1 protein-coding gene is annotated in these 14,598 nt (G+C 64.0%); it reads left to right on the top strand.

Annotated features, from left to right (window positions below; genetic code table 11):
* The gene (locus QNH97_RS12215; protein WP_283557052.1) at positions 1-13,578 is read left to right on the top strand and encodes a non-ribosomal peptide synthetase; all 13,578 of its coding nucleotides are present in this window, start codon (positions 1-3) and stop codon (positions 13,576-13,578) included.
* The last annotated feature ends 1,020 nt before the right edge of the window (positions 13,579-14,598 follow it).

The raw sequence follows: 14,598 nt of genomic DNA, 5'->3' as shown, positions 1-14,598 counted from the left end.
TTGAACGAACATAACGATAGTCTCGACCAGTTGAAACGCGCCGCCCTCCTGCGCCTGCTCAAGCAACGCGGCGCAACGCGGGTCATCGAACCCGTCCATGACGACATGACCGGCGTGGACCGCGAGGGTCCACTGGCGCTGTCGTTCGCCCAGCAGCGACTCTGGTTCCTCGACCAGTTGGACCCGACGGCCAGCGTCGCCTATCACATCCCCGCCTCATTGTTGCTGCGTGGCACTCTCGACCGGGCGGCCCTCAAGGCCGCACTCGACCGTCTCGTGGCGCGGCATGAAAGCCTGCGCACCACCTTCCGCCGCGAAGGCGAACACCCGGTGCAAATCATCGCCCCGGCGGATTGCGGCTTCAGCCTGTTGGAACACGACCTGCGCCACCTCCCCCGGGACCAGGCCGAGCAGCAGGCGGCGCGCCTGACTGAAGACGAGGCCGTGCTGGCGTTCGACCTGCTGCACGGGCCGCTGATCCGCGGCAACCTGTTACGCCTGGCCGACGATGAGCACATTCTGCTGATCACTCAGCATCACATCATCTCCGACGGTTGGTCCATCGGCATCCTGGTCAAGGAATTCGCCGCACTGTATCAGGCGTTCAGCACCCAGCAGGACGATCCTCTACCGCCGCTGAACCTGCAATACGCAGACTACGCGGCCTGGCAACGCCAGCACCTGAATGGCGAACGCCTGGATCAGCAAGTGGAATTCTGGCGCAGCCACCTGGCCGGCGCCCCCGCCCTGCTCTCGCTGCCCACCGACCGGCCACGCCCGGCGGTACAGAGCTACCGCGGCGAGACCCTGAAGTTCGCGCTGCCCGCGGCGCTGTCCAGCGCCATTGCCCAGTTCGCCCAGGCCCAGGCCGCGACCCCATTCATGACATTGATGGCCGCTTGGGCGGTGTTGCTGGCCAGAATCAGCGGCCAGCAAGACGTGGTGATCGGCACCGTCGCCGCCAACCGCGACCGCCTGGAGGTGCAGTCGCTGATCGGTTTCTTCGTCAACACCCTGGCCCTGCGCATCCGCCTGGACGCCAACCCGACCCTTGAACAGGTGCTGCAGCAGGTCAAGCACCTGATGCTGGAATCATCCAGCCGTCAGGACACGCCATTCGAACAGGTCGTCGAAGCCCTCAAGCCACCGCGCAGCGCCAGCTACAGCCCGATATTCCAGACCCTTCTCTACACCAATGCCGGAGACGGGGGCGGTTCGTTGCAACTGCCAGGGCTGGACCTGCAATTCCTGCCGTCGCGCAAAGGCAGTGCCCAGCATGATCTGTCCCTGCACATCGACGAAGGCGGCCCCTGCCTGACCTGCAGCCTGTCGTATTCCACCGCGCTGTTCGACGCTTCCACTGTCGAACGCCTGGCGGCGCGTTTCGAGCGCCTGCTGCATTGTTTCACCGAAGCGGCGCACACCCGTATCGGTGCGCTGGAACTGGACCCGGCCCTGGCCCTGCCCGAAGTCACGGCATTGGCGCCTGTGCCGGAACAGTTGCCGTTGTCTTATCACCAGGAACGGCTGTGGTTCGTCGACACCTTCGAAACCGGGTATTTGTACGAAGCCAACCCGGTCTATCACAACATTGCGCTGCTGCTGGAACTGAGCGGCGAGATCAATCAACCGGCCCTGCAAACGGCCCTCGACGGATTGCTGGCCCGTCACGACATTCTGCGCTGCCGGGTGACCAGCGATGGCGCCCGCGCCTGGCAACGCTTCGACGGGCCGTCCAGCCTTGCACTCGATCTGATACACAGCGACTCGCACGATCTGGCGGCCCGGGCCCTGGCCGAAACCCGTCGGCCGTTGACCATGGACGGCGGCAGCCTGGTGCGCGCGACTCTGGTCCGTGCGGATGACAACAACGCCGTCCTGGCCATTGCCGTGCATCACCTGCTGGCTGACCGTACCTCCATGGGGTTGCTCAAGCGCGACCTCCTGGCCCTCTATGCAGCGGCCTGCGCCGAACGCAGCGCCGAGCTGCCAACGCTGCCACTGGGCTACGGCGACTTTGCCGCCTGGCAACGCAACCTGCCGGCCGCCGTGCTGGAAAACCTGCGTGCCTACTGGAGCTATCAGTTGCGCGGCAAGCTGCAAGCCCTGGAACTGCCGCTTAATCGGCCACGGGCCGCGGTGCATGTGTTTGCCGAAGCCACCCACGGATTCAGTATCGAGCCGACACTGGTTCGGCGCATTGAAGCCCTGTGCAAGGAAGTCGGCGTCAGCAGCGAGAGCCTGGCCCTGAGTGCCTTCACCGCACTGTTGCGCCGCTACGCAGGGCACGACGAGCTGGTGATCGGCACCACGGCGGCCTGTCGCGAACCGGCCCTGCACGACGTGATCGGACCGCTGGACAACCTGCTGGTGCTGCGCGAAACCTGCGACAACGCCACCACCCTGCAACAGCTTTGGGAACAGACTGCCAGCCACCTGACCCAGGCACTGCGCCATCGGCACATGCAGTTCGACCAGTTGGTGCTCGCCCTCAATCCGGCCAAGGACATGAGCCGCACCGCGCTGTTCGACGTGCTGTTCAACTTCCAGCACAGCAGCGACAACCAGGCCCTGGTCGCCGGCTTGGCGGTCAATACCCTGGAAACCAACCTCGGCTACGGCAAGAACGATCTTCACCTGCTGATCACGGCCGGCGAGTCACACTGGGCCGGGCACCTGGCCTACAACGCCGAGTTCTTCGACCGCGAATTTGTCCAGCAATTGATGCGCCATTACGTGCGCCTGCTGGAGGCCTTTGTCGACGATTTGCAGCAACGGGTCGACGACATCCCGTTGCTGGATTCGGCCGAGCGTCAGCGGCAGATCCTCGACTTCAACGACAGCGAAGCGGCCTGGCCCGACACCTTGACGGTGCACCAGATTTTCGAAGAGCAGGCACGCCGGACGCCGGAGCGCATTGCCGTCAATCTGGGCCAGGAACACCTGAGCTATCGCCAGCTCAATGAACAGGCCAACCGCCTCGCCCACCGTTTGCGTGCTGCCGGCGTGCAGCCGCAGGAGCTGGTGGCCATCGCCCTGGATCGCTCGGTACAGATGATCGTCGCCACCCTGGCGGTGCTCAAGGCCGGCGCCGCCTATGTACCGATCGACCCGAGCTCGCCCCAGGAGCGCATCGCCTACGTGCTTGGCGACAGTGGCGCACGCATAGCTATCGCTCGCCAGGACATGAGCCCGGCATTGCAGAGCCTGGGCATCGAAGTCCTTGACGCCCTCGCGGACAACGGCAGCAGCACCGCCAACCTGCCCAACCTCAACGCTGCGGACCACCTCTGCTATGTGATCTACACCTCGGGCTCCACCGGCGAGCCCAAGGGAGCGTTGCTCGAACACCGCAACGTGGTGCGGCTGCTGCATAACAATCGCTCGGACTTCCAGTTCAGTGCCGATGACGTCTGGTCGCTGTTCCATTCCAATGCCTTCGATTTCTCGGTCTGGGAAATCTTTGGTGCCCTGCTCCACGGCGCACGCCTGACCCTGGTGCCCGAGGCCCTGCGCCGCGATCCGGCGCAGTTGCTGGGCTTTCTTGAAAGCGAACAGGTCACGGTGCTGAACCAGACCCCGTCGGCGTTTCTCCAGCTCAGTGCGGCGGCACTGGCTGCGCCGCAGGTGCGCCTGGAACGGCTGCGCTATGTGATTTTCGGCGGGGAAAGCCTGGAGCTGGGCAAGCTCGATGCCTTCCATCGGGCGTTCGGACATGTGGCACTGGTGAACATGTACGGCATCACCGAAACCTGTGTGCACGTCACCTACAAAGCCATCGGCGCGGCGGATATCGCCGCCGGTATCTCCAATGTCGGACGCCCGATCCCAACCACCGTGGCCTATGTGCTCGATGCTCAGCAGCGCCTGTTGCCTGTTGGTGTAGCCGGCGAGATTTGCGTCGGTGGGCTGGGCGTCGGACGGGGCTACCTGAACCGTCCGGCACTGAGCGCCGAACGCTTTATTGCCGACCCGTTCCGTCCCGGCGAGCGGCTGTATCGCTCTGGAGACCTGGGCAAGCTGCTGGACAACGGCGAAATCATTCACCTGGGCCGGATGGATGCCCAAGTGAAGATTCGTGGTTTCCGTATCGAACTGGGTGAGATCGAGGCCAAATTGCTCGCCTGCGACGGTGTGCGTGAAGCGCGGGTGCTGGCTCGCGAAGACGTGAGCCAGGGCAAGCGATTGATCGCCTACCTGATCCCTCGCCCGGGCGCGGTGCTGGAAGTGGCGGCCTTGCGCAAACAGTTGGGGGCCACGCTGCCCGACTATATGATCCCGAGTGCTTTCGTCAGCCTGGAAGCCTACCCGCTCACCGCCAACGGCAAACTGGACCCGGATGCCTTGCCGGCGCCGGACCTGGATGCGATGTCCGCCCGCGGCTATGCCGCGCCCGAAGGCGCCACCGAAACCGCCCTGGCGCAGATTTTCCAGGAACTGCTGGGGCTGGAGCGCGTGGGACGCCATGACAGTTTCTTTGAATTGGGTGGGCACTCCCTGCTCGCCGCGCAACTGGTTTCCCGGGTACGCCAACAATTGGGCAGCGAACTGATGCTGCGCGAGCTGTTCAGCCATCCAAGCGTCGAAGAGCTGGCCCGGGTCGTCGGCGACCTGCAAAGCGTCAGCAGCGAGACCATCGGTGTCGCCGACCGCAGCGCGCCGCTGGCGCTGTCCTTTGCCCAGCAACGCCTTTGGTTTCTCGACCAACTCGACTCAAGCGCCAGCACCGCTTACCACATGCCCGCGTCCTTGCTGCTGCGTGGCGATTTGGATCATGCCGCGCTCAAGGCCGCGCTCGACCACTTGGTAGCGCGTCACGAAAGCCTGCGCACCACCTTCGAACGGCAAGGGGAGCAGCCGGTGCAGATCATTGCCCCGGCGGACTGCGGCTTCGCGTTGGTCGAGCAGGATTTGCGCAGCCTGTCTTATGAGCAGGCCAGCCTCAGCGCATCACGCATCGGCAACAGCGAGGCGATAGCACCGTTCGACCTGCGTCAAGGGCCGCTGATTCGTGGGCGCCTGCTGCGCCTGGCCGATGACGAGCACATTCTGCTCATCACCCAGCACCACATCATCTCCGACGGTTGGTCAGTGGGGGTATTGGTCAAGGAATTCGCCGCGCTGTACCGAGCCTTCAGTCAACAGCAACCCGACCCACTGCCCGCCCTGTCGATTCAATATGCCGACTACGCCGCCTGGCAGCGCCAGATCCTCGACAGCGAGCGCCTGAACCACCAGGCCGACTTCTGGCGTGAGCACCTCGGCGGCGCGCCGTCGCTGTTGGCCTTGCCCACCGACCGTCCACGCCCGGCGACGCAGAGCTATCGGGGTGGCGATGTCCCTGTCGAGATCGCCCCCGCGATGCGCGAACGCCTGGAGCGTTTCTGCCAACAGCACAACGTCACCCTGTTCATGGCCTTGCTCAGTGCCTGGTCGGTCCTCATGGCGCGCCTGGGTAACGAGCGGGACGTCGTGATCGGTGTCCCCACGGCCAACCGTGGCCGCACTGAAACGGAAAACTTGATCGGTTTCTTCGTCAACACCCTGGCCCTGCGGGTAGACCTCGGGCAGAACCCGAGCGTGACGCAGCTGCTGGAGCAGATCAAGCACACCACCCTGGCGGCCCACGAGCATCAGGACATACCTTTCGAGCAAGTCATCGAAGCCTTGCAGCCACCCCGCTCCCTGAGCCACAACCCGCTGTGCCAGGTCGCGCTGTCGCTGAACAATACCCCTGGCGGCGTTGAGCTGAGCCTGCCCGGCCTGACCCTGGTTCCCGTGGCCCAGGCCCATGAAACCTCGCAGTTCGACCTGATGCTGACACTGGGCAATACCAACGGCACGCTGGCCGGCGTGATCGAGTACGCCAGCGACCTGTTCGACCGTTCCACCGTGGAACGCTTCGCCCAGCATTTCCAGACCTTGCTGGAAGCCATCGTCGAGGATGCCGAACAACCCGTGCTCGGCTTGCCGCTGCTCAGTCCGGCCCAGCGCCAGGCTTCACCCGCGGCGCAGCCACCCAAAGCCGTGTTCGATCCGCAGTGGCTGATTCATCAGCGTTTCGAACAACTTGCCGCCGCCCAACCCCAGGCCATCGCCCTGGTCTTCGGCGAACTCGAACTGACTTATCAGGCACTCAATCGCCGCGCCAACCACATCGCCCGGGCATTGCTCGCCCAAGGCGTGCGTCCCGATGACCGGGTGGCGATCTTGGCCCAGCGTGGCGTGGAAATGGTCTGCGCGGTACTGGCCGTGCTCAAGGCCGGGGCGGCTTACGTGCCGCTGGATCCGGCCTACCCCACTGAGCGTCTCGGCTATCTGCTGGGCGACAGCAGCCCGGTGGCCTTGCTGGCCCAGCCGGCCTGCCTCGAGGTGTTGCCCGAGCATGCCGTGCCGGTGGTGAACCTCGATGATTACACCGAAGCAGACGACCAGTCCCTGGACTACAACCTCGAGGCCAGCGCACTTGGTTTGACACCCCGGCATCTGGCCTACGTCATCTACACATCGGGTTCGACCGGACTGCCCAAGGGTGTGTTGGTAGAGCACGGCAACGTCGCACGACTGTTCGACGCCACCGCCGAACTATTCGACTTCGGCCGCAACGACGTGTGGACGCTGTTCCACTCCTTTGCCTTTGACTTCTCGGTCTGGGAAATCTGGGGCGCACTGAGCTACGGCGGCAAGTTAGTGATTGTCCCGAGTGACGTGGCCCGTTCGCCCGACGACTTCTACGCGCTGGTCTGCCAACAACAGGTCACCGTCCTGAACCAGACGCCGAGTGCCTTCCGCCAATTGATCGAAGCCCGTGAGCGCAGTGACCAGGAACACACCCTTCGCGAAGTGATCTTCGGCGGCGAGGCCCTGGACTTCCGCAGCCTGCGGCCATGGACCGCGCGCACCGCGCTGTCCCGCACCCGTCTGGTGAACATGTACGGGATCACCGAAATCACCGTGCACGCCACTTACTACCCGATCAGCCAGGCTGAAATCGACAGCGGCGCGCCAAGCCTGATTGGCCCGCCATTGCCGGACCTGTGCCTGCGCATTCTCGACGAATACCAGCAACCGGTGCCGGTGGGGGTCAACGGTGAGATCTATATCGGCGGCGCCGGCGTGGCCCGGCATTACCTGAACCGCGACGCCCTGAATGCCGAACGCTTCATCAGCGATCCGTTCGCCGAGGAACCCGGCGCACGGTTGTATCGCACGGGTGATATCGCCCGTTACCGCGCTGATGGCGGTGTCGTCTACGTGGGTCGTAACGATTCGCAGATCAAGATTCGTGGGTTCCGTATCGAGCTGGGTGAAATCGAAGCACAACTGTTGGCCTGCGCCGAAGTCCGCGAAGCGCTGGTCACCGTCCGCGAAGACTCGCCCGGGGACAAACGCCTGGTGGCGTACCTGATCGCCCATGAAGGGATTGCCCCTGAGTCCTCGGCCTTGCGCAGCCAGTTGGCAAGCGTGCTGGCCGAGCACATGCTGCCCAGCGCTTTCGTGACCCTGGCCGCCTGGCCCCTGACCACCAACGGCAAGCTGGACCGTGCGGCCTTGCCGGCACCGGATTTGTCCGCGGCGGCGAGCCAGCACTATGAAGCACCGCTGGGGGATATCGAAATGACCCTGGCCAGCGCCTGGCAAACACTGCTTGGGGTTGAACGAGTGGGTCGTCAAGATCACTTTTTCGAACTCGGCGGCCACTCGTTCCTGGTCATCAGTCTGATCGAGCGCCTGCGCCAGGCTGGTCTGCAACTGGATGTACGCACGGTCTTCTCCGCGCCGACCCTCAAAGCCATGGCCGCCGTCCTCGCCGGCGGCAGCAACAACCAACGGGTGGTCCCGGCGAACCTGATCCCCGCCGACTGCACAGCCATCGAGCCACAGATGTTGCCGCTGGTGACCCTGAGCCCACAGGAAATCGAGCAAATCGTCGCCGACGTTCCTGGCGGGGCGGGTAATGTGCAGGATATCTACCCCCTGTCATCGTTGCAGGAAGGCATTCTGTTCCACCATTTGTTGCAGTCCGAAGGCGACGCCTACCTGATGCGCACCGTGGTGACGTTCAATCATCGCCAGGTGCTCGACGACTTCCTGGCCGCCGTGCAGGTGGTGATCGACCGCCACGACATCCTGCGCACCGCCCTGCGCTGGCATGGTTTGCCGCAGCCGGTGCAGGTCGTTCATCGCCAGGCGCAACTGCCGGTCATTCATCTGGACGGCCTGCCCGGCCAAGCGGCCTTGCAGACCCTTCGCGACCACACGGACACTCACCACCTGCGACTCGACCTGCAGCGGGCTCCGTTGATCGCGGCCTACATCATCTACGACGAGCCTGGGGAGCAATGGTTGCTGGCCTTGCTCGACCATCACCTGGTCAGCGATAACGTGACCTTGCGCCTGATCATGCTGGAGATCCAGGCGGTCATGGCCGGCCAGGCCGACAGCCTGCCGCCGTCCCAGCCGTACCGGAACTTCATCGCCCAGGCCGCCAGCGTGTCCCAGGCCGATCACGAAGCCTACTTCCGGCGCTTGCTGGCCGATGTCGACGCCACCACCGCGCCTTACGGGGTGCTGGATGTCCGGGGCAACGGTGCCGGGATCAAGCGGGCGGTCAAACACCTGAGCGACGCGCTCAGTGCACGGGTCTATCAAACGGCCCGCCAGCAAGGGGTCCCGACATCCGTGCTGTTCCACGCCGCCTGGGGCCTGGTGGTCGCGGCCACCAGCGGACGCGACGATGGGATTTTCGGCACGGTGTTGTCCGGGCGCTCCCAAGGCACCGCCGGCGCCGACCATGCACTGGGGATGTTCATCAACACCCTGCCGATGCGCATCCGCTTGCAGCAAAACACGGTCAGCGACATCGTCCAGGACGCCTACCAGCAGCTCAGTGAACTGCTGACCCACGAACAGGCTTCCCTGGCCCTGGCCCAGCGTTGCAGTGCGGTGGATGCTTCCCTGCCACTGTTCACGGTGATCCTCAACTGCCGCCATGGCGACCTGGTGAACGCGTCCGGGGAAAACGTCGTAGATGGAGGCCACCACGAAGGCATGCACTTTGTTGCCTCCGAAACCCGCACCAACTACCCCATCGAAATTGCCGTGGCGAATGTGGGCAGCGGATTCTCCCTGACCGCCCAGTCCATCACCGGCATCGATCCGCAGCGCATTGCCGCGTATCTCGGCCAAGCCGTGGCCACGCTGGTGGAGGCTCTCGAACAAGCCCCCGAACGCCTCGCCAGCAGCCTCGACGTGCTGCCCGACACCGAGCGGCAATTGCTGCTGAGTGACTTCAACCACACCACCACGAATTTCGGCCCGGCACAGCCAATCCATACCCTGTTCGAAACCCAGGTCCAGGCCAACCCCGAAGCGGTGGCCCTGGTTTGCGAAAGCCAACAACTGACTTACCGCCAGCTCAATCGTCGCGCCAACCATCTAGCCCGGCAGCTGCTCGAACTGGGCATCGAGCCCGACCAGCGCGTGGCGATCTGTGCCGAACGCAGCCTCGACATGATCGTCGGCCTGCTCGGCGTGCTCAAGGCCGGCGCGGCCTACGTGCCCATCGACCCGGCCCATCCGGCGGAGCGCATGGCATTCATGCTGCAAGACAGTCAGCCTCGGGCACTCTTGACCCAATCGGCGCTTACCTTGCCGTCCGGCGATCTGCCGGTGTTCTTGCTGGACACGAGCGATTCGCTGCGGGCGGCAGACGACGCGGCGTTCGATGTGAACCCGCAGGTACCGGGCCTGAGCGTCGAACACCTGGCCTATGTGATCTACACCTCCGGTTCCACCGGCCAGTCCAAGGGCGTGATGGTCGAGCACCGTTCGGTGTTCAACTTCTGGCAAGTGCTGACCCGCACCACCCACCAGCATTGCCCAGCCCCGGCCACCGTGGCGCTGAATGCCGGGTTCTTCTTCGACATGTCGATCAAAGGCATCTCGCAGTTGTTCTCCGGTCATCGGCTGGTGATCATCCCGCAACTGATCCGGGCCAGCGGCCACGAGTTGCTGGACTTCCTCGAACAGCATCAGGTGCATGCTTTCGACTCCACGCCGTCGCAGCTCGATACCCTGCTAGCCGCTGGCCTGCTGGAACGCCAGAGCTACCAGCCCGTCAGCGTGCTGCTCGGCGGCGAGGCGATCAACGCCGCGACCTGGGAGAAACTGCGCAACTGCCCAAGCATCCGCTTCTACAACATGTACGGCCCGACCGAATGCACGGTGGACGCCACCATCGACCTGATCCGTGACCTGGGCGAACGTCCGAGCATTGGTCGGCCGATTGCCAACGTCCAGGTGCACGTGCTCGACGCCCGTGGCGAACCGGCGCCGTTGGGCGTGGCTGGCGAGATTCATATTGGCGGTGCCGGCGTGGCCCGGGGTTACTTGAACCGGCCAGAACTGAGCGCCGAGCGTTTCATCGCTGACCCGTTCAGCGGCGAACCGAACGCACGCCTGTACAAGACCGGTGACCTCGGTCGCTGGTTGGACGACGGCACATTGGAATACCTGGGCCGCAACGACTTCCAGGTGAAGATTCGTGGCTTCCGTATCGAATTGGGTGAAATCGAAAACGCACTGGTGGCCTGCCCGGGCATCCGGGAAGCTGTGGTGATCGCCCGTGAAGACAGCCAGGGCGATTCGGAGAGCAAACGCCTGGTCGCCTATGTCTGCGGCGAACCGGTCCCGGCCGAGCAACTGCGCAGCGCGCTGTTGAAGGATCTGCCCGAATACATGGTGCCCAGCGCCTTTGTGCACCTGGACGCCCTGCCCCTCACCGCCAACGGCAAGCTCGACCGCCGCGCCCTACCGGCGCCTGGTCAGGAATCCCTGGCAAGCAAAACCTACGAAGCCCCCCAGGGCGACACCGAAATCGCCATCGCCGAGATCTGGAAAGGCCTGCTGCACCTGGATCAGGTCGGCCGTCACGACGGCTTCCTCGAACTCGGCGGCCATTCGCTACTCGCCGTGCAGTTACTCTCGCGTCTGCGACGCAAGCTGGGCGCACGGGTGACCCTGCGCGAATTGTTCGACGCGCCGACCGTTCGTGGCCTCGCTTCGCTGGTCCAGGCCGCATCGCCCACCGAGGCTGCGTCGATTCCCTTGGCCAATCGTTCGGGGCGACTGCCGTTGTCGTTCTCCCAACAACGGCTGTGGTTCCTCGATCACCTGGACCACGCGGCGGGTGCGGCCTATCACCTGCCCCTGGCCTTGCGCCTGAAGGGGCCGCTGGACAAAGCAGCGCTGCAGGCAACACTCGATCGCCTGGTAGCACGTCACGAAACCTTGCGCACCCGGTTTGAACTGGTGGATGGCGAGCCGCTGCAAAAAATCGCACCGGCCGACTATGGCTTCCAGTTGGAACAGCAAGACCTGCGCGCGATTGCGGACGAGGAACGCAAAGCCACGCTGGAGCACATCGGCCAGATCAACGCCACGCAGTTGTTCGATTTGAACGTCGGGCCACTGATGCGCGGCCATCTGGTGCAACTGGCGGACGAGGAACATGTGCTGTTCATGACCTTGCACCATATTGTTTCCGATGGCTGGTCCAACAGCGTGCTGGCCCGTGAGGTCAGCGTGTTGTACAGCGCATTCAGCCAGGGCGAGAAGGATCCGCTGCCGCCCCTGGCGCTGCAATATGTGGACTACGCCGCCTGGCAACGACGATCCCTGGAAGGTACGGCGCTGCAAGCGCAGATTGACTTCTGGCGCCAGCATCTGGAAGGCGCGCCCGCCTTGTTGAACCTGCCGCTGGATCGCCCGCGCCCGGCGCTACAGAGTTATGCCGGCGGCATCCTGAAATGCACCTTTTCGCCCACCCTCAGTGCCGATCTCCGGGCTTTCAGCCAGGCCCAGGGCACCACGTTGTTCATGGTGCTGCTGGCCGGCTGGTCGGTGTTGATGAGTCATCTGAGCGGTCAGGACGATGTGGTGGTCGGCACACCGGTGGCCAACCGTCAGCGTCCGGAGCTGGAGGCGCTGATCGGTTTCTTCGCCAACACCCTGGCGTTGAGAGTCAGCACCGAACGCAACACCCGGGTCGACGAACTGCTGGCGCGAATCAAGGACCTGACCCTCGCTGCCTACAATCAACAGGACCTGCCTTTCGAGCAAGTGGTGAGTGCGCTGCAACCGACGCGCAGCATGAGCCACAGCCCGTTGTTCCAGGTCATGTTGAGCCTGGACAACACGCCACCGAAACCGCTGCAATTGCCTGGGCTCGAGGTGCAAACCCTGCAAAGCCCTCACCACACCACCCAGTTCGACCTGTCGTTGTCGCTGATCGACACCGGCGAGCGCATCAGCGGCAGCCTGCAATACGCCAACGACCTGTTCGACACGGAGACGGTGCAGAACATCGCCGGGCTCTTCGCCCAGGTGCTGGAAAATCTGGTAGCCGACGGGCAGCAATCCATTGGCAAGCTGCTGGCGGACACGCCACCGCTGGTGCGCTCGGTCAATGCCATCGCCCAGGCAAGCGTCGCCGAAGAATCTCCGGCCCCGGACTTGCCGTACGAAGCGCCGCAGGGAGACACCGAGATCGCCATTGCGGCCCTCTGGCAGGATCTGTTCAAACAGGAGCGCATCAGCCGGCACGACGACTTCTTTAGCCTCGGCGGTATTTCGTTGATGGCGGTGCAGATGGCCTCGCGTCTGCGCAAGGTCCTCGGTAAACCCATCGCCGTGCGTGACCTGTTTGTCGAGCCGACCATTGCCGGCTTCGCCAGGACCCTCGACGGCCAGGCTCGGCCAGGCGCCCACGGCAATCTGGTACCGATCCGGCGCACGGGTTCCCAACGGCCGCTGTATCTGGTCCATCCGCTGGGCGGTGAAGTGCAATATGCGCGGGACCTGGCGCCTGCACTGGATCCCCAGGTCCCCGTCTACGGCTTGGCGGCCAGTGGCCTGGTGGCGGGAGAAGCACCGCTGTCCGATGTACCGGCCATCGCGGCGCGTTACCTGACGGCCATCCGCCAGGTCCAGCCGCAGGGGCCGTATCGGATCGCCGGTTGGTCGGCGGGTGGCCTCATTGCCTATGAAATGGCGCGTCAACTCCAGGCCGGCGGTGAGCCCGTGGAATTCCTCGGCATCATCGATGCCTCGGCCCGTCCTGATCCGGTACCGGCGGACTCGATCAGCGAAGCGCAGTTCCTGATGGCCTGGCTCCCGGAGCACATCGACGCTGAGTTGCTCGGGCGACTGACAACGCTGGCGGAACACTCAGACATCGAGGCCATGCTGACGCTGTGCATGACCCATCGCCTGCTACCGGAGGAGTTGCCCCACGACATCGATGGCGCCCTGCTCCGCACCCACCTGGGCGTTGCCTATGCGACACGCCTGGCCATCGGCGCCTACGTCAGCCCACCGAGCCCGCTCAAGGTGTCGCTGTTCACCGCGAGCGAACAGCAACGCAACGACCCGACCCTGGGCTGGCGCGGATTGCTGCAGGATCAAGTGAGCGTGACGGCCCTGCCCGGCACCCATATGACGCTGGTCAAGGCACCCCACGTGACCAAACTGGGCGAGGCGATTTCCAGGGTGTTGCAGACCGGCGCGGGTTCATAAAACAATGTGCGGGGCTTGCTTGCGAAGGCAGTCGCACAGTCACGACCGCCATCGCGAGCAAGCTCGCTCCCACAGAGGATTGGGGGGGACACGACTGCTATGAACGCCCCGGAACAAATGTGGGAGCGAGCCTGCTCGCGAAGGCGGCGGTACATTCAACATCGATGCAAGCTGACCCACCGCTTTCGCGAGCAAGCTCGCTCCCACAGAGGATTGGCGGGGACACGACTGCTATGAACACCCCGGAACAAATGTGGGAGCGAGCTTGCTCGCGATGACGGCGGGACATTCAACATCGATGCCAGCTGACCCACCGCTATCGCGAGCAGGCTTGCTCCCACAGGGGATTGGGGGGGGGACACGACTGCTATGAACGCCCCGGAACAAATGTGGGAGCGAGCCTGCTCGCGAAGGCGGCGGTACATTCAGCATCGATGCAAGCTGACCCACCGCTTTCGCGAGCAAGCTCGCTCCCACAGGGGATTGGGGGGACACGACTGCTATGAACACCCCGGAACAAATGTGGGAGCGAGCCTGCTCGCGAAGGCGGCGGTACATTCAACATCGATGCAAGCTGACCCACCGCTATCGCGAGCAAGCTCGCTCCCACAGAGGATTGGCGGGGACACGACTGCTATGAACACCCCGGAACAAATGTGGGAGCGAGCTTGCTCGCGATGACGGAGGGACATTCAACATCGATGCAAGCTGACCCACCGCTTTCGCGAGCAAGCTCGCTCCCACAGGGGATTGGGGGGACACGACTGCTATGAACACCCCGGAACAAATGTGGGAGCGAGCCTGCTCGCGAAGGCGGCGGTACATTCAGCATCGATGCAAGCTGACCCACCGCTTTCGCGAGCAGGCTCGCTCCCACAGGGGATTGGGGGGGACACGACTGCTATGAACACCCCGGAACAAATGTGGGAGCGAGCTTGCTCGCGATGACGGAGGGACATTCAACATCGATGCAAGCTGACCCACCGCTATCGCGAGCAGGCTCGCTCCCACAGGGGATTG

Origin of the sequence: Pseudomonas sp. G2-4 (genome assembly GCF_030064125.1) — a bacterium.
GTDB lineage: Bacteria > Pseudomonadota > Gammaproteobacteria > Pseudomonadales > Pseudomonadaceae > Aquipseudomonas.
The sequence above is the reverse complement of the archived record's forward strand: the minus strand, read 5'-3'. Positions and strand labels throughout refer to the sequence as shown.